Below are 18,307 nucleotides of genomic sequence, written 5' to 3' on the forward strand. Positions count from 1 at the left end.
AATGTTCTCGATCAAGGTTGTCGTGGTGTGCAAAAGCTGCGGAACGGGAGTGCCCGTGGGGGCGGGAGCGTGCCCCGCATGCGGCAGCACCTCCCTTGCGCAGAAGGTCATCAAGCCCGCCGCGGCTACATCCGCAGATAAAGCTCCTCGACCGCATCGATGAGCTCCTGGCGCGAATGGATGCCGAGCTTCGCGTACACGTTCTTCACGTAGCCTTTCGCGGTGTTCTGCGCGATAACCAGTTCGTCGGCGACATACCCGATCGTCCGACCGCGGGCAAGCAGCGCGAGCACCTCCGTCTCGCGAGCCGTCAGCTTCGCCTCCGAGGCGAGCGTCGTACATGCCCGATCGAAGAGCGCCCCGGGGGCTTCTTCGGGAGCGCCGGTACGCTCCTCGCCCACCGCAGGCACACTCGCAGCCTGCCCCTCAGCGGAGCGCTGGCTTAAGCGCTCGACCGCCTGCTGTTCCTGCTTCGCGAGCATCACGTCAAGCGCCCGCTCGATAGTGCCCGTGGAAAGCGCCAGGGTGAACACGAGCACAAGAAGCACGCTCATGACGGCAAGATAGGCCACGTAGTAAACAGAGTCACCCGAGAAAAGCCCCTGGTTCAGCATCACTACCACAACGCCGACCGTCGTTCCAAGCGCCGACGCGCCGCGCCCGAAGCCGAACACCCGCACGGGGGTGAGCGTCGTTCTCCCCGCAAGGTCGATGAGCAAGCACCACACCACGATCACGAAGATGTTGTACAACACGCCTGCAATCGCGCTCTGCACGATGTCGGGAGAACCGAGGATTGGCGTAACGAGCATCGCGAACGCCATGAGAAGCCCGATTGGCAGATAGAGCGAGCTCACGTTGAAATTGCGCGTACGAAGCAGTAGGCACAGCCCCAAGATGAAGCCCGCGATGCACACGATCGAGATGATGCACTCGACAGGCGTCGAGGCGCCAGAGACGACAATCATGCCGATGCCCTTTGACACGCCTGCAGCCAGCGCAAACGCGCACACGGCAAGGATAAGGCGCACGAAAAACCCGCGCGGCAGCTTGTCGATGCTGATCGCCTCTTCGAGCGGGTCGCTCTTGCTCACCTCATCGGGCACGCAAAACGAGCAGAATACCGAGGCAAACGGCAGAAGCGACACGAGGACAACCGATATGTCCCCCGGCGCCCCTTTCACCGCGAAGTAAATGAGGAAGGAAAGAAGCGCCACGCTGCTGATGGTGATGCACGCCTCCGTGCCGCTCAAACGGCTTGTCACCAGACCGACGCGCAAGCACACAAACGCCGTGCCGAGACCCGTTCCCACCATGGCGATATCGTAAGCAAGACTGCCGGTGCCATGGCCCGTCGCAACGACGAACGTGGACACGGAGGCAATGATGGCCATGACGACCGTCAGCGGACCGTGCGCGATGCGCTTGTTGAAGAACGAGTCGAATGCACCCGCCAAAAACAGGCAGGCGGTCAGCGGGATGCCGGAGAGCATGTAGTTGCGCAAGAAGCGCGATACGGCGTCATCCGCGCCCGAAAGGGAAACCAGGTCGACCCCCGTCACTGAAAGCAGGATCCAGGCTCCGTAAAAGCTATAGCTTAAGTATCGAAGTTGCGGAAGCCTGTTGCCGATGCATGACAAGGCCCAGCTGATTCCCACTGCTTTATTCTCCACGTACGTCCCCTGTTTTCCACTCTGAACGCGCGAACCCCTTTTCGCGCGTTGTCCATTATGCGGCTTGGGACATCGTTTCGCTAGCTATTCCTTGGGGTTTGCGCAATCGGGGCATAGGCCGGTGAAGATGATGTCGAAGCCCTCGATCTGGAACCCATGGGTGTCGCGCACGCTCGAGAGCAAGCCCTCGCTGGGCATCTCGACATCGTAGACGACGCCGCATTCACGGCAAATCGCATGATAGTGGCAATCACAACGGAAGTCGTAGCGGTCGGCACCGCCCGCCACGGGGATATGGAGCACCTCGCCCTGCTCGGTTAGCACACTGAGGTTGCGATACACCGTCGCCCGCGAGATGCTCGGGTGCTTCTCGCGCACAGCCTCGTACACGTCCGCGGACGTGGGATGGTTATGAAGCGAGCGAACTGCCTCGAGAACAAGTGCCCGCTGACGCGTGTTCCTCGTCGCCACACTGCTTGCAGTGCCCGCCTTCGCCGTAGCCTTCGATATGTTCGCCATTTCGCCTCTTTTCAAGCTTGCTAATCGTAATCTTAATAGGAGTATATATCATTAGCAGAGCCTTTACGCAAGCATGATAAAGGCTCCGACGGAAAATCCATCGGAGCCTTCCGAATTTGAGAACTCAAGCTGTCGCGCGGGTGCCTTTCAGTCCTATACCGCCGACTCGCCACGCTCGTCGGTGCGGATGCGAATGACCTCGTCAATCGGAGCGACGAAGATCTTGCCGTCGCCCACGTTGCCCGTGCGCGCCGTCTCGGTGATGACCTTCACCAGCCCGTCGACTTCCTCATCTCCGACCACGAGCTCGAACTTCACCTTGGGTACCATGTTCAGCAGAACCTCGGTGCCGCGGTAGTATTCCTTCCAGCCATGCTGACTGCCGCAGCCGTTGACCTGGGAAATCGTCATGCCGCCAACCTTTGCTGCAAAGAGAGCCTCCTTGAGCGGTTCGAGCTTCTCGGGGCGGACGATTGCAGTGATCCTCTTCATAGGTTTCAACTCCTTCCTTAAAACTCGCCTAGTCAAGACCGATATAGGCAGGGTACGCGGACTCGCCGTGTGCCGCAACGTCGAGGCCTTGCGCCTCTTCTTCCTCGCTGACGCGCAGGCTGCCCTTGAAGCACGCCTTCACGATGAGGCCGATGACCACGTCGAGCACGCCGACGAACACGATGGTAATCAGGATGCCCAAAATCTGGCTGCCGAGAAGCGAGACGTCGCCGGTGTAGATGAGGCCGCCGAAGTCGGTCCAGGAAAGCTCGGGCACGCAGAAGATGCCCGTGCAGATGCCGCCAACGATGCCGCCGACGCAGTGGCAACCGAACGCGTCAAGTGCGTCGTCGTAGCCGATCTTCGCCTTGCAGAAGGAAATCGCGAAGTAGCAGATCGGGGACACGATGAGACCCATGATGATTGCAGCCCAAGGCTCCACGAAGCCAGCTGCAGGGGTGATGACGACGAGACCTGCGACAAGACCGGTAGCAGCGCCGACGAGGGTGGGCTTGCCGACCTTCACGCGCTCGACGACCATCCAGGAAACGAGCGCCGCGCCGGAAGCGACGACCGTGTTGATGAGGGCCAGACCCGCAACGCCGTCAGCAGCGAACTGAGAGCCTGCGTTGAAGCCGAACCAACCGAACCACAGAAGCGCAGCACCCAGGGCAACGAAGGGGACGTTGTGCGGGCGGTAGCTCATCATGCCGAAGCCCTTGCGCTTGCCGAGAAGCAGGCAGAGGATAAGGCCAGTCAAGCCGGATGAGATGTGGACAACGTCGCCACCTGCGAAGTCGAGCGCGCCGATGGTGTCGCCGATGAGGCTGCCGTCGCCGCCCCAAACCATGTGGGCCAGCGGCGGGTACACCACGATGGTCCAGATTGCTACGAACGCGCACACCGCGCCGAACTTCATGCGACCTGCAAGGGAACCGGTGATGATGGCCGTGGTAATCATGCAGAACGCCATCTGGAAGACGAAGTCGATGATGGACGGGTAAACCGCGTCTTCGGGAACTGCTTCGGCTTCAGCAAGCATATCGCTCGTGCCGCTTAAGAAGCCCAGCTGATCAAAGCCCCCGAAAAAGGGGATCGAACCGTCTCCGCCGTAGGCAAACGACCATCCGCAAATCGTCCACGTGATTGCAACGATGCCGATAACCCCGAACACCATGACCATCGTGTTGACCACGTTCTTGCGACGCGAAAGGCCGCCGTAGAAGAACGCGAGGCCGGGCGTCATGAGCAGGACGAGCATGGCGCAAACGATCATGAATGCCGTTGATCCTGTGTCAAACATTGCATTACCTCCTCTGATATCACTAACGTGCATCTGTATGACAGAAAAGATAATCGCACCTCAAGACGGTCTCAGACGGCGCGAGCCCGAGTGTTAACGTTCATTCAAACGCACCGTAACAAACGGGAAGCGTGAGCGAAACAGAGAAGAAATAACCCCAGGTCAGCTGACCTAGGGTTATTGTTTCAAGCAGATTTCAGGGCACCGTTTGCCGATGGGCTCAAAACGACTGTCGCCTTGCCAACCTCTAACGATGGACAGCCATCAATAGCGCACAAAGAACTCAATGAGGAGCTCGCCGGCATAGCCCGCCTTCCCGCCTAATTTCCGCCCTTGGGGGGCACCCCTCTAGTCCATGGTCAACTGAGCGAGTTATGCGCTATTATTTTTCAGGATAATTCAACTTGCTCTTCGCTGACCTGGGGCTTTATTATACAGGGGAGCTCCGACCCATCATGAGGGGGCAAAACGGACGAAAAAACGTCGCATAACTCGCTCATTTGACCACCAACTCGGGGTCATGCAATCGCTTATCGCTGCATTCCCCTCAAATATCGCTTCGCGCGACAAATCAAGTATTGACGACTGAGGTATTGCTTCAAGCAGATTTCAGACCACCGTTTGCCGATGGAGGCGGGCTTTGCGAGTAGCATGGGGCTTCTTTAGATTCCGGATCATTCCCCGCCGAATACGACGCCATTTCAGAACCGAGAATCCCTTTTCATTCGGTCACTTCCACGTCCGCGCCTTTGGGAACGACGACCATGCGAAAGCCCAGCTGCTGCAGGTAACGGTCGACCTTGATCGCCGACACGTTCTTTCCCGTCTCAAGCGCCGAAAGCGTCACCGACGAGAAGCCGAGCTTTTTCGCCATCTCGACCTGCGTGATGCCGCGCTCTCTGCGCGCCTCGCGCAGGAACTCACCAATGTCCTCGCATGAGTAAGCGTTGGTCCACATGATATGCCGCCGTTCAAAATACTTTATATTCGCTCTTCTTGCATAACTATACAGAATACTTAATAGTATCTTAATATCACGAATAATAGGTTTTTTGAATCCCAAATGCTGAAGGATGGACCCGAAGGCTCGACAAAAGCCCACGCCTTCGCTACGAGCTCGCCTTGGTACGCGCCAGAATGACGGAAGATCATCGCTTTCTGCACAAGTATCGCCTGTTGAGCTTGTTAGAGCGCTTCGAGCTTCTCCTCAACGGCTGCGGCGATTCCTTCAGCGTCGAGACCAAGCTCGTGCATGAGGAAGTCAGGGGCGCCTTGCATGATATAGCGGTCGGGAATGCCCAGCGTGAGCACAGGCACCTTCTCGTTCTGGCGCGCGAGCTCGGCGAGCACCTCTTCCCCGACACCGCCTGCAACAACACCGTCTTCGACCGTCACCACGAGGCGGGTTTCAGCCGCCTTGCGAATCGCCTCGACATCGAGCGGCTTCACCCAACGCATGTCGACGACGCGAACAGACAGGCCCGCGTCCTCGAGCGCAGCCGCAGCCTCACTCGCAGGTGCCACCATGTTCCCGAACGCGAGGATCGCGACATCGGACCCTTCCCTCACCAGGCGAGACACGCCGGGCTCATAGGTTTGCGGCTCGTCGGGAACAGGCACGCCGCACGCCTCGCCGCGCGGATAGCGCACCGCGAACGGCCCGCCGAGCGCGAGCGCCGTATGCAGGGAGTTCACAAGCTCAGCCTCGTTGGAGGGCGCAAGCACACGCATATTGGGAACCATGCGGGTATAGACCAGGTCAAACATGCCGTGATGCGTCGGCCCGTCAGCGCCCACCAAGCCCGCGCGGTCGATGGCGAACACGACGTCGAGGTTCATGAGGGCGTTATTGACGATGAGCTGGTCGATGGCGCGCTGCAGGAACGTGGAGTACACCGCAAACACCGGCTTGCTCCCGCCGATGGCAAGCCCCGCCGCCATACCGGCCGCGTTCTCCTCGCAAATGCCTACGTCGATGAAGCGATCGGGGAACTCCTTCTCGAAGTCGGTGAGGCCCGTGCCGCTTTCCATCGCGGCAGTGATCGCGACGATGCGCTCGTCGGCGCGCGCCTCGTCCAAAAGAGCCTTCCCGAACACCGAGGTATAGCTCGGCGCCTTCGCGGGCTTCTTTAGGGCCTTGCCCGTGGCGATATCGTAAGGACCCGTACCATGGAAACGCGTCGGCTCCGCCATCGCGGGACCGTACCCGGCGCCCTTCTTGGTGACCACGTGCATGAGCACCGGACCGTCAGAGGCCAGACACGTCGAGAGCATTTCCTTCAGCTCGTGGATATTGTGCCCGTCGACCGGCGTCGTGCACACGATGCCCAGCTGCTCGAAGATCATCGAGTGAGGAATGACGAACTGCTTCATCGATTCCTTCGCGTTGCGCCCGAAATGCATGAGGGCGCTGCCAAGAGCGCCCGATTGCTCCATGGCTTCCTGCACGCGGTCGCGCGTCGTGCGATACGACGATGACGTGCGTAAATAGCCGAGGTGCTTCATGAGCGCGCCGACGTTGCGCGAGATGGACATCTCGTTGTCGTTCAGGATGATGACCATGGGAAGCTGGGCTTGCCCGATGTAGTTCAACGCCTCGAAGGCCATACCTCCGCCGAGCGCCGCGTCGCCGATGAGCGCGACGATCTTGTTCGTGCCGCCCGAAAGCGCCCGCGCCTTGGCGAGCCCCACGGCGATCGAAAGCGAATCGGAAGCGTGGCCGGATGCGTGCACATCGTATCTGCTTTCGGAGGGCTTTGGGAAACCCGAGATGCCATGGAACGTGCGCAACGTGTCGAAGCGATCGCGCCGCCCCGTCACGAGCTTATGCGCGTATGATTGATGCCCCACATCGAAGATGAACTTGTCTTCGGGGCAATTAAGAAGGCTGTGAACTGCGAGGATAATCTCGACCGCGCCAAGGGAGGACGCGACATGCCCACCCGTTTTGGATGTGGTGGTGATGATCTGCTCCCTGATCTCGCGCGCGAGAATCGAGAGCTCATCATCGGTGAGAAGCTTCAGGTCGGCTGGTGAATCGGCCACGTCAAGTATGCGCTTATTCGCCATGATGCAAAAACTCCTCTTTCCCCTCGCGCGTTCACGCAGAAGCGGTGCTACTGTGCAGCCGACGTCGCCTCGTCATCGCGCACGACGGCCGCCTCGCCCTCGGAGGGCGCGCTCTGATTGTCGGGCGAACCAGCCTGCTCGCTCTGTTCACCCTGTTCGGTTGTGAGGTTTGCAGCATCCTGCTCGAGAAGCTCCTCGGCGCCTTCCTCGGACAAGTCGCATGCGGAAAGACCGAGCTTCACCGCCTCCTCGTAGAGCGCGAGCGCCTCGTCAAGTGAGATGCCGGGCGCGCTTACCGCCTCGACGATTTCATCGAGGCGGTCGCGAACCTGATCATATGATTCAATGTTAGAGCTCGACATTCGCCGGCTCCTCGGGAGCGCTGATCGGCTCCTCGGGCGATGCGGGACCGGCGGGAACCTGCTCGCCGTCGGCCGCGGGCGCACCCTCGCCAGCGGCTTCTATTGCGGACGCACCCTCAGCCGCGCCTTCCGCTGCGGGCTGCTCGCCTTCCGCTGCGGGCTGCTCGCCTTCCGCTGCAGAATCCCCTTCATTGGTCGGGAAAGCGTAGGCTGCCAGGGCCTCTTCCTCGCGACGGCGAGCCGCCTCGGGATCTTTCGCGTCTTCCTCGAGCTGGCGGGCGATGCGGCCCAAAACGCCGTTCACGAAGCGGGGCGACTCGTCTTCGCCGCCGAAGTCCTTCGCCAATTCGACCGCCTCGTTGATGGCGACCGAAACCGGCACCTCATCAACGAAGAGCATCTCATACGTCGCCAGACGCAGGATGCAGCGGTCGACGATGGGCATGCGGTTGAGCTTCCAGTTCTCGGAAGTCGAATTGAGGCGCACGTCGATGGGGAGCATCTTCTCGTCGACGCCCTCGATCAGCCTGATTGCATAATCCGAAAGCGCCTTGCCGTCGTCTTCGAGCACAAGACCCGAATCGAGCAAGTCGCTCGGGCGCGTACCCTTGATTTCGCTGGTATAAAGCACCTGAAGCGCGCTTTGACGCGCCGCGGTGCGTTCATGTCGTCGTGATGCCATTGATCTCCTATTCGGCGAACTGGATGCCGTCGATGTAGACATCGACCGAGGCAACCTCGACGCCGACCTGGCTTGCCACCGCATCGGCCACAGCCTGGCGCAAGCTGGATGCGACCTCGGGAAGCACGAAGCCGTAATAGACCTCGATGCGCACGGCAACTGCCAGTTTGTTGTCTTCGTTCACAGTGATTTCGATGCCCTGAGTCGACGGCTTCTGGCCGAACACGGCACGAATGCCGCGGCTCTGAGCGCCCGCCGAGCCGACGCACGCAACGCCCTCGACCTCGCTCACCGCGATGGACACGATTGTTTCCACGACGCCCGGGGCGAGCGCCATACCTTCGACGTTCAACTCACTCATAACAAGTCTCCCATCTGGGTCTCGATGAAGTCAGTCGTGGCTTCACCCGCACGGAACACCTCGTTGTCGAGCACGCGACGGTGGAACGGCAACGTAGTGGCGATGCCCTCGATAACGAACTCGTCGAGCGCGCGACGGCCACGGGCGAGGCACTCCTCGCGATCTTGGCCGCTCACGATGACCTTCGCCACCATGGAGTCATAATACGGCGAAATCGAGGAGCCTGTGTGAACGTAGGTTTCCACGCGCACGCCCGGGCCCATCGGAGGCTCGAAGCGCGTGATCTTGCCCGGGCACGGACGGAAGCCGTGATCGGGGTCCTCGGCGTTGATGCGGAATTCCATCGCGTGGCCAAAGGGAGTGAACGGAGCGCGATCGGCGCAGCTCATAGGCTCGCCAGCCGCGATTCGCAGCTGCTCTTTGATGATGTCGGTACCCGTGATCTGCTCGGAAACCGGATGCTCGACCTGCACGCGCGTGTTCATTTCCATGAAGTAGAACTTGCCCGTGGTGTCGAGCAAAAACTCGATCGTGCCGGCATTCTTGTAGTCGACCGCACGCACTGCCTTGATGGCCGCAACGCCCATCGCGCGACGCAGCTCGTCGGTAAGCGCCGGAGACGGAGCCTCTTCGATAAGCTTCTGATGGCGACGCTGCACCGAGCAGTCACGCTCGCAAAGCGCCACGTTGTTGCCGAAGTTGTCGGCAAGCACCTGCACCTCGACATGACGAGGACGCAACACGAGCTTCTCGAGATACACCCCGTCGTTGCCGAACGCCGCGCCCGCCTCGGCACGAGCGGCTTTGTAGTGGGACTCAAGGTCGGCCGGGTCGTGCACTTCGCGCATTCCCTTGCCGCCGCCGCCCGCCGTTGCCTTGATGAGCACCGGGTAGCCGACTTCCTCGGCGAAGGCGCGCGCCTCCTCGACGGTGTCGATGCAGCCGTCAGAGCCGGGCACCGTGGGAACGCCGCAGGCCTTCATGGTCTCGCGGGCGGAGGACTTGTCGCCCATGCGCTCAATGCATTCGGCAGAAGGCCCGATGAACACGAGGTCGTTGTCAGCGCAGGCACGGGCGAAATCGGCGTTTTCAGCCAAGAAGCCGTAGCCGGGATGGATCGCCTCGGCGCCGGTGATTTTCGCAGCCTCGATGATATTCGACATCACAAGATAGCTTTTATTCGCCTGAGCAGGTCCGATGCACACCTTTTCGTCGGCGTAGCGAACCGGGTAGGTATCCTCGTCAGCGGTTGAATAGACCGCCACGGTCTTCACCCCGAGTTCCTTGCACGCACGCATGACGCGCAGCGCAACTTCCCCGCGATTGGCGATGAGAATCTTCTTAAACATTATGACTGCTCCGAGACAAGCGGGGTCTTCGCATGCGGCTCAATGTAGAAGAGCACGGTGCCGAACTCGACCGGGGTGGCGTCCTCGACGCACACCTCGCGGACGGTGCCCATCTCTTCGGCGGCGATCTCGTTCATGAGCTTCATCGCCTCGACGATGCACAGCGTCTGATTGGCGGCAACCTCATCGCCCACCTTGACGAACGGCGGCTCATCGGGAGCCGGGGCCGCATAGAAGGTGCCGACCATCGGCGCCTTTACGGCATACCAGTTGGCGGGGTGGTCGTTGGCCGGCTCGGGCGCGGGGGCTGCAGGGGTAGGAGCCACAGCAGCGGTGGGCGCGGCGGCGGGGACGGCGGCCGGCGCAGGGGCGGCCACGGCCTGACCGGGCATGCGCACCGCGATGCGGGTGCCTTCCTCTTCGACTACGATTTCGCCGACGCCGCTTTCCTCGGCAACGCGAACCAGTTCGCGAATCTGATTGATATCCACGTAATCTTCCTCCTTGGTGCCGCTCGATTCCTGCTCGAGCAGGAAGTCGACCTTCTCGGATGTGCGGTGCTTGCTCAGGTACGTGCGCGCCTCGTTGGGGAACAGCGCGTACATAAGGACATCTTCCTCGCTCTGCGCGAGATCGCCGATTTCTTCTGCCACCTCGTCAAACGTCGTGGTGACGAGAGAGCCGGGCGCGATGTCGGGATCGAGGACGTCGGAGTTGCCCACGACCTTTTTCACGATTTCCTTGTCCATGCGGCCGGGCGCCTTGCCGTAGTAGCCGCAGATGTAGTCCTTCATCTCCTTGGACACGACGCTCCAGCGCTTGCCCGTGATCACGTTGAACACGGCCTGCGTGCCCACAATTTGGGACATCGGCGTGACGAGCGGCGGATAGCCGACCTCGGCGCGAACCTTCGGGATTTCCGCCATAACCTCGCCCAGACGATCCGTGGCGTTCTGAATTTCCAGCTGGCTCATGAGGTTCGACATCATGCCGCCCGGAACCTGGTGGGAATACACCTTCATGTGCGTGAGCGAGGAGACGCCGCGCTTGTAGTGGCAGCGCTTGCGCACGCCTTCCCAGTATTCCGCGATCTCGAAGAGCAGGCCCAGGTCAAGGCCGGTGTCGTAGCGGCTTTCCTGAAACGCTGCGGCGAGCATCTCGACAGCAGGCTGGGAGTTGCCGAAGGCAAGCGGCGCGGTTGCGGTGTCAACGATGGCAGCGCCGGCTTCAGCGGCCTTGATGTAGTTTGCCGGGGCCATGCCGCCGACGTAATGGCAGTGCAGGTGCAAAGGCAGGCCGATTTCCGCGTTGAACGCCTTCACGATGCGCTCGGTGCGATACGGCGTGAGCATGCCCGCCATATCCTTGATGCAGATGGAGTCCGCGCCCAAATCCTTGAGCTGCTGGCCGTATTCAAGGAAGCTATCGAGCGTGTGAACAGGGCTTACGGTGTAGGAAATCGCACCTTCGAAATGCGCCCCGCACTCCTTGATTGCGTCGGCGTTGTCCACCACGTTGCGGATGTCGTTCAGCGCGTCGAACACGCGGAACACATGGATGCCGTTACGGTTTGCCGCCTTGATGAAGCGGTTGCAGATTTCGCGCGAGTAATGCTTGTAGCCAACCAAATTCTGCCCGCGAGAAAGCATCGAAAGCGGGGTGTTCGGGGTATTTGCCTTGATGGAACGCAGGCGCTCCCAAGGGTTCTCGTCGAGAAAGCGGAGGCACGTGTCGAACGTTGCGCCGCCCCAAGCCTCGATAGCCCAATACCCCACGCGGTCCATCTTCGGCAGGATCGGCAGCATGTCGCCGATCTGCATACGCGTGGCCCACAAGCTCTGTTGGCCGTCGCGGATGGTGGTATCCATAATTTGAAGCCGTGGCATGAACTCACACCTCCTTCAGTTGTTTAAGTCAAAGAACGAAAACAGAATTATAGAAGAAGGCCGCTCAAGCGGCCTTCGAACGTCCGAATTTCACGGACAAGCAACACATGAACGGGTAGGCGGCAGGGCAAATGGAGCAGACAGGCAAGTTCGTGGTCAATTGGGCGAGTTGTGCGCGCTCTTTTTAAGCTCTGGAGCCCCGAATGAAGCGATGAGGTGCGTTTTGGGCGCCAAATCACGTCAAAAACGCGCTTTCGCCCAGCGAAGACGTCGCACAACTCGCTCAATTGACCACAAACCCACGGTTGCGCTCCGCTGGGCGCGTTGGGCGCAGGTTGGCCGCGGCCCGGTCGTGCTGGGTGGCGCGTTCAAGCTAAACGCTGGGCCGACACGAGCTCAGCTACGCGCGGCTCGGAAGCTCGACGACCGACTTGGCAAGCACATGGCCCTCGATTGCGCGACGGAACTCGTTGAGGTAATACCCCTCGGAAAGCCCCAGCTTGCAATCGAGCGCATAAACGGCAAGCGTGTAGACGTGCGTCTTATCGGGCGGCTGGGGGCCGCAGTAGCGATTGAACACGGCGGGGTTCGAGCTGCCGTGCGCCATCGGCGACCAGTTGGAGTTCGCGCCCTGGGTGCACGCGAGCGCCTCCGTGCGCGAGGCATCCTCGGGAATGAGCGTAGTCGACGGGTCGAAATCGCAGGCCAGCCAGTGAATCCAGCAAAAGCCGCCCACGGGAATCGCGTCGAAATCGATAAACGCAAGCGCAAGCGATGCCGCACCTTCGGGCACATCCTCAATCTGGATGGGGAAAGACCTTACGGGAAAACCCTCGATCCTGTCAGCATCGGACGCATACTTCCCGAATCGATCGGACAGCAGATTCCCCTCGAGTTCAACGCTCACACGCATGGCAGGGCCCCTTTCGTTCGACGGCGTGACACGGTGAGTGTACCACGCGCAGCATCCCGAAACGCGGCATTACGCAAGGCCGAACGCAAGTCCCACGGCGCGAATGCAGAACGCGACCACCCACGCGACAACGCATTGCGACACCACGAGCTTCGCTGCCGTTCGCCCGTTCGTTTCCTTCTTCACCGTCGCAATGGCGGCCACGCAAGGCGTGTAGAGCAGCGTGAACACCAAAAACACGAATGCCGTGAACGGGGTGAACACGTTCTGAAGCGCCGCAACGCTGCCGCCGACGAGAACGGTCAGCGTGGACACGACGCTCTCCTTTGCCATGAAGCCGGTAAGCAGCGCCGTCGATGCACGCCAATCGCCAAATCCAAGCGGCGCGAACACCGGGGCGATTGCGCCTCCGATCAGGGCAAGCAGACTCTCGTCGGCGCTTGCCGCCAAACCGAGCCCCGCGTCGAAGGTCTGCAGGAACCAAATGACGAGCGTCGCGAGGAACACCACGGTAAACGCCTTCTGAATGAACCCCTTCGCCTTGTCCCACACGAGGCGAAGCACGCTTTTCGCGCTCGGAAGGCGGTAGTTGGGAAGCTCCATCACAAACGGCACGGGCTCGCCGGTGAATCTGAACCGCTTGAGCACGAGCGCATAGAGAACGCCGGTCGCCATGCCGAGCAAGTAGAGGACAAGCACGACGAGACCACGCATCTCAGGCGGGAAAAACACACTTGTGAGCAGGCCGTATATCGGAAGTTTCGCACTGCAGCTCATGAAGGGGACAAGCAGTATCGTCATCTTGCGGTCGCGCTCGCTCGACAGGGTGCGCGAGGCCATGATCGCCGGCACCGAGCAGCCAAACCCCATAAGCATGGGCACGAAGCTTCTGCCCGAAAGGCCGAGGCGGCGCAACGGCTTGTCCATCACGAAAGCCACGCGCGCCATATATCCGCTGTCCTCAAGAATGGACAGGAACAAAAACAACGTGACGATGACCGGCAAAAACCCGAGGACGCTCCCCACGCCGCCGCAGATGCCGTCGGTCACAAGCGAGCTCACGATCGGGCTCACCTCCGCCGCGGCGAGCACATCGCCGATGGCACCGATAACGAAATCGATTCCCATCTGCAGCCAATCCGAAAGCCAGGCGCCGAGCCAACTGAACGTCATGAGGAAAACAAATCCCATGATGAGGATGAAGCAGGGAATGGCGGTGAAACGCCCAGTCAGGATGCGGTCGGCCGCCACGCTTCGCGCATGCTCGCGGCTTTCATGCGGGCGAACGATGGTCCGCGCGCAGAGACGCTCGATGAACGAGAAGCGCATGTTCGCAAGCGCCGCCTCGCGGTCGAGCCCGCCCTGCCGCTCGAGGGCCTCGATGAAACCGGTGAGCGCCTCGCGTTCGCGCTCGGGGACGGCAAGCGCGCCCTCGATCAGCGGGTCGCCTTCGACCATCTTCGTCGCCGCGAAGCGAACCGGCAGGTCAGCGGCTTTCGCGTAAGGATCGATGAGGTGCATGAACGCGTGAACACAGCGATGCACCTCGCCAAGCGGATCGCCTGATTTCTCGCCCGCGGGGCAAAAGTCGATGTACCCGGGGACCTCGCGATTCATCGCAACGTGCATCGCATGATCGACAAGCTCGTCGATGCCCTGGTTCTTCACCGCGGAGATGGGCACAACCGGGATGCCGAGCGCCGCCTCAAGCTCGTTGATGCGCACCGAGCCGCCGTTGGCAGAAAGCTCGTCCATCATGTTGAGCGCGAGCACCATGGGAATGTTGAGCTCCATCAGCTGTAACGTAAGGTAGAGATTGCGCTCGATGTTGGTCGCGTCGACGATGTTGATGATCGCGGTGGGCTTCTCTTTGATGAGGAAGTCGCGCGTCACAACCTCCTCGCTCGAATACGGCGAGAGCGAGTAGACGCCGGGAAGATCGACCACCGTCGCCTCGGGATGGCGGCGCAGCTGGCCTTCCTTTTTGTCGACGGTGACGCCAGGGAAGTTGCCAACATGTTGATTCGCGCCTGTGAGCTGGTTGAATAATGTGGTCTTACCGCAGTTTTGGTTGCCGGCGAGCGCGAAGGTGACGGGTGCGCCCTTGGGCAGGGGCTCACCGAGGTTGCGGATGTAGTCATCGCCCGTCGCGCTCATCTCGCCGATGCCCGGGTGCGCAGACGCGCGAGGCAAGGGTTCAATGGGGACAGGTGTCTGGGGAAGAGACTCCACGGGCTCGACCAGGGCGAAGCGGGCGTCATCGAGGCGCAGCGTCAGCTCGTAGCCGCGCAGCTCAATCTGGATGGGATCCCCCATCGGGGCGACCTTGCGCACGCGCACCCCGATCCCGGGCGTGAGGCCCATATCAAGCAGGTGACGGCGCAGCTCACCATGGCCGCGCACCGCCTTGATGATCGCGCACTGCCCCGCCTTCAGCGCGTCGAGCGTGAACTCGCCGTCTGCCTCCGCCGCGCCGCCCGCGGGACCGCTACCTGCGGGTACACTGCTAGCGGGTTCACCGCCCACTGCGGGTTCACCGCCCGCGAACCCTCCGTCCGCAGCCGCACCCCCCTCAAGCACGCCCTTATCGCCCAACGCACCCTTCGGCGCACCGTTATTCTCTCGCATTATGAAAACCTCGTCCCCCGCGCTAACTTTCAACTGCTTATCGTTGCGCGTAACGGGCGCGAGCGCAAGGATATCTTCCCAAACGGCTGAGAAATATCCATCGCCCTACGAGCTGTCAGGCGAAAATCCCTTCGCCTCGCAAGCTATCGAGCGGAGAGCTCCTCGAGCATGCGGCGCAGTTCCTTCTGCACGCTCTGCTCGGTGTTGGGGCCGATGACTTTGCGAGCTATCTGCTTGATCGCCGAGCGCCCGTTCTCCATCGCGATGGGCATGCCGACCATGCGCAGGATCTCGTAGTCGTTCATGGAGTCGCCGAACGCCGCGGCCTCATCGGCGGAGACCTCGTGTGCGTCCATGACTTGGCGAATTCCCGTCGCTTTGTTCACGCCGCGCTGCATGACGTCGATCCATTTGCGGCCCGACGGCGCGAACACGAAATCCTCGCCGAGTTCGCGGGTGAGCGCGTAGGACATGTCCATCACCGTACCGTCGCTCACATACACCGACGCTTTGATGATGTTGGTCTCCGGGGAAGGCACCTCGTAGGCGCGCACGGGATTCGGGAGGTTCTTGTCGATCTCGCGCTCGAACACGGCCTCGTCATCGAGGAGGAAGCTGTTCTTGCGGTCGAAGAGCGCCAGATGGAGCACGTCGAACAGAGAGACCACGCGATAGAGGCGACACACGGCGGCGTGCGAGAAGACCTCGCGATCGACCAGCTTTCCGCCGACGACGACCTGTGCGCCGTTCGACGCGACGAAGTCCATGAGCTCAATCACGGGCGCGAACTGCTCGGAAAGCGTATCGAAGCGGCGCCCCGACGACGCGACGAAGTGAACCCCGTGGCGGCGAAGCCCGCTGATGAGCTCGAACGTTTCGGGCGGGACGTTGCCCTCCGCGTCGAGCAGCGTTCCGTCCATGTCACTTGCGATAAGCTTGATCATGCAGTTCTCCTTCTCGCTTCTTCTCGCTGGGCGTTGCCAGTACGCCCGCTTCGCGCTTCCAACGCCGCATTGTAGCGAGCGGGTATAAAGAAACGGTTAAGGAAACGTCACGGATTGCCCGCAGCGGCAGGGCCGGGCCGGAAGGCAGGCCTAGTCGGAGAGCCCCGCATCCTCGAGCGCGGCGACGATCGTGCGCAGGGCTTTCACGCGCGCATAGCGCTTGTCGTCGGATTCGAGGATGATCCAGGGCGCAAACGAGGTCGACGTCAGGCGGAACATGTCCTCGATTGCCTCTTTATACTGGGGATACTTCTCGCGATTGCGCCAATCGTCATCGGTTATCTTCCATTGCTTGGCCGGGTTCGACTGCCGCTCCTCGAAGCGGCGCAGCTGCTCCTCGGGGCTGACCTCCACCCAGAACTTCAACAAGATGGCACCCCAATCGACCAGGTCTTTCTCGAAGGCATTGATCTCGTCGTATGCCTGGGTGAGGCGCTCGGGCGAGGCGTAGCCCTCCACCCGCTCGACGAGCACGCGCCCGTACCAGCTGCGGTCGTAGATGCCCACATGGCCCGCCTTCGGCAAGCGCGTCCAGTAGCGCCACAGATGCGGATGCGCAAGCTCGGGCGCCGTGGGGGCGGGGCTCGGGAAGATCGTGTAGGCGCGCGCGTCAAGCGACTGCGCCACGCGCTTGATGTTGCCGCCCTTGCCCGCCGCGTCCCAACCTTCGTACATCACCATAAGCGGAATGCGGGCCTGATACATGTTGTTCTCCAGGCGGAATAAGCGTTTTTGCAGGCTCTTAAGCTCGTCTTTGTATTCCTCGGGCGAGAGCGCGAGCGAGTGGTCGATGCCCTCGAGCGTCGGCGCGTCCTCGATGAGGTGGAAACGCGAGGTTGCGGGCGCGACGAAACGCGGCGGCTGCTTCACGGCGCTTGATGAGCTTGTGGCGGCCAGCGAGCCCGCGGCGTCTGGAGAGGTCGCAGCGCTTGGCGAGGTCGCAGCGCTCTCGGTACTCCCGACGCACGCAACACTCGCGGCCTCTTTGCGCGCAAGCGCGGACTCGAGCGCGCGCACGAGCGTCTGCGCGATCACAAGGTTCGCGCGGCGCTTATCTTCCCCGTTCACAAGCGCCCAAGGCGCGAACGCGAAATTGCTGCCCTCGAGCATGAGGTCGTAGATGCTGTAGGCGTACTCGTAGTTCCCGATGCGCTCGAGGCGCTTCTTGTCGACGCGCCATGCCGTGGCAGGATCGGCGGCCAAGCGCTCCAGGCGCTCCTTCTGTCCTTCGGCGGACACGTGGATGAAGAATTTCACCACCTCGTAGCCGTCGTCGACAAGGCCGCGCTCGAACTCGCGTATGGACGCAAGACACACTCCCGCCTCTTTGCGCGCAGCAAGCTGATCGCCGCGGGCAGCGCCCTTCTTGCCTTCCTTACGCTTCGGGTTGAGCCCCCCGAACGCGCGGTACATCGCACGCTCGGCGGCCACGGAATACCACCCGCGGTCGTAGAACGTGATGGCGCCGCGCGGGCCGAGCGCCTGCCAAAACTGCTGCATGAAAGGCCAGAACCCCGTAACACCGTGCCCCGCGTCCGAGAATTCCCGCGCCTCGTCCACGTTGTAATCGCCCGTCACATGCACGCTCGTCGCACGCGCGTCCAGGTTGAACATAAGGTCCGAGATGCGGCTTCCCTTGCCTGCGCCGTTCCATCCCTCGAAGAGCACCACAAGCCCTACGCCCCGAAGGCGTGCCTGCTGCTGCAACGTCACGAGCCGCTCGATGAGCGCGTCGTGGGTTTCCTTGTACGTGCCCTTATCGATATCTGGTTGATTCAGATTGACCTGGTCGAGCATGGAAAACCTCTTTTCACGCAAGGTTTGGCGCAGCGTCGGGCGCCGAGGAGTCGGCTTGCCCGGGCACCGCGAAAGGCGCATCGTAGGGGTCGCTCTCGATGATCGGACACCGCCCGCGCACGAGCTCCGTGAGGTCCGTCTCGAAGGGCTCCTGCGTGCCGTCGAGCATGCGGAACGTGAGGGCGACCTGTGCCGCGAAATCGGCGTCGACAGTCTGGGCGCCGTGCTGGCTGGCAAGGCGTTGAGCCTGCTCGTAAAGGGAATACGGG

Annotated in this window: 16 protein-coding genes; all 16 read right to left on the minus strand. The window is 61.4% G+C overall.

Annotated features, from left to right (window positions below; genetic code table 11):
• Positions 1 to 125: 125 nt before the first annotated feature.
• Positions 126 to 1,673 (minus strand): LuxR family transcriptional regulator, encoded by a 1,548-nt coding sequence (locus tag Q0G85_RS05545; protein WP_297155518.1) that lies wholly within the window; start codon positions 1,671 to 1,673, stop codon positions 126 to 128.
• A gap of 84 nt (positions 1,674 to 1,757) precedes the next feature.
• Positions 1,758 to 2,192, minus strand: a complete 435-nt coding sequence (locus Q0G85_RS05550) for a Fur family transcriptional regulator (RefSeq protein WP_297155520.1) — start codon at positions 2,190 to 2,192, stop codon at positions 1,758 to 1,760.
• Between the two features lie 153 nt (positions 2,193 to 2,345).
• A complete protein-coding gene (locus tag Q0G85_RS05555) occupies positions 2,346 to 2,684 on the minus strand; it encodes a P-II family nitrogen regulator (RefSeq protein WP_297155522.1) in 339 nt (112 codons plus the stop codon).
• A gap of 28 nt (positions 2,685 to 2,712) precedes the next feature.
• The gene (locus Q0G85_RS05560) at positions 2,713 to 3,987 is read right to left on the minus strand and encodes an ammonium transporter (RefSeq protein ID WP_297155523.1); all 1,275 of its coding nucleotides are present in this window, start codon (positions 3,985 to 3,987) and stop codon (positions 2,713 to 2,715) included.
• 721 nt (positions 3,988 to 4,708) lie between these two features.
• A complete protein-coding gene (locus tag Q0G85_RS05565; RefSeq protein WP_297155525.1) occupies positions 4,709 to 4,945 on the minus strand; it encodes a helix-turn-helix transcriptional regulator in 237 nt (78 codons plus the stop codon).
• A gap of 227 nt (positions 4,946 to 5,172) precedes the next feature.
• Entirely contained in the window at positions 5,173 to 7,056 is a 1,884-nt protein-coding gene (gene dxs / locus Q0G85_RS05570; RefSeq protein ID WP_297155527.1) for a 1-deoxy-D-xylulose-5-phosphate synthase, read from the minus strand.
• A 47-nt stretch (positions 7,057 to 7,103) separates the two neighbouring features.
• Positions 7,104 to 7,418, minus strand: coding sequence for an exodeoxyribonuclease VII small subunit (locus Q0G85_RS05575; protein WP_297155529.1), 315 nt, complete (start codon positions 7,416 to 7,418; stop codon positions 7,104 to 7,106).
• A complete protein-coding gene (nusB, locus tag Q0G85_RS05580) occupies positions 7,405 to 8,100 on the minus strand; it encodes a transcription antitermination factor NusB (protein ID WP_297155530.1) in 696 nt (231 codons plus the stop codon). The genes Q0G85_RS05575 and nusB overlap by 14 nt, the downstream gene beginning before the upstream one ends.
• Before the next feature lie 7 nt (positions 8,101 to 8,107).
• Entirely contained in the window at positions 8,108 to 8,461 is a 354-nt protein-coding gene (locus Q0G85_RS05585) for an Asp23/Gls24 family envelope stress response protein (RefSeq protein ID WP_297155533.1), read from the minus strand.
• Positions 8,458 to 9,810 carry an acetyl-CoA carboxylase biotin carboxylase subunit gene (gene accC, locus Q0G85_RS05590; RefSeq protein ID WP_297155535.1) on the minus strand — a complete coding sequence of 451 codons (1,353 nt, stop codon included), beginning with the start codon at positions 9,808 to 9,810 and terminating at the stop codon, positions 8,458 to 8,460. The genes Q0G85_RS05585 and accC overlap by 4 nt, the downstream gene beginning before the upstream one ends.
• Positions 9,810 to 11,696, minus strand: a complete 1,887-nt coding sequence (gene accB, locus Q0G85_RS05595) for an acetyl-CoA carboxylase biotin carboxyl carrier protein (RefSeq protein ID WP_297155537.1) — start codon at positions 11,694 to 11,696, stop codon at positions 9,810 to 9,812. The genes accC and accB overlap by 1 nt, the downstream gene beginning before the upstream one ends.
• Before the next feature lie 400 nt (positions 11,697 to 12,096).
• Positions 12,097 to 12,609, minus strand: coding sequence for a YbhB/YbcL family Raf kinase inhibitor-like protein (locus Q0G85_RS05600; protein WP_297155539.1), 513 nt, complete (start codon positions 12,607 to 12,609; stop codon positions 12,097 to 12,099).
• 69 nt (positions 12,610 to 12,678) lie between these two features.
• On the minus strand, positions 12,679 to 15,237 hold the full coding sequence (gene feoB, locus Q0G85_RS05605; RefSeq protein WP_297155541.1) for a ferrous iron transport protein B: 2,559 nt from the start codon (positions 15,235 to 15,237) through the stop codon (positions 12,679 to 12,681).
• Between the two features lie 143 nt (positions 15,238 to 15,380).
• A complete protein-coding gene (locus Q0G85_RS05610) occupies positions 15,381 to 16,181 on the minus strand; it encodes an HAD family hydrolase (protein ID WP_297155543.1) in 801 nt (266 codons plus the stop codon).
• A gap of 150 nt (positions 16,182 to 16,331) precedes the next feature.
• Positions 16,332 to 18,038 (minus strand): polyphosphate--AMP phosphotransferase, encoded by a 1,707-nt coding sequence (locus tag Q0G85_RS05615; protein ID WP_297155544.1) that lies wholly within the window; start codon positions 18,036 to 18,038, stop codon positions 16,332 to 16,334.
• Positions 18,039 to 18,051: 13 nt separating this feature from the next.
• Positions 18,052 to 18,307 (minus strand): DUF1949 domain-containing protein (locus tag Q0G85_RS05620; protein WP_297155546.1); only part of this gene is annotated, 256 nt, incomplete at its 5' end.

Source organism: uncultured Ellagibacter sp. (genome assembly GCF_934617235.1).
In the GTDB taxonomy this organism is placed as follows: Bacteria; Actinomycetota; Coriobacteriia; order Coriobacteriales; family Eggerthellaceae; genus Ellagibacter.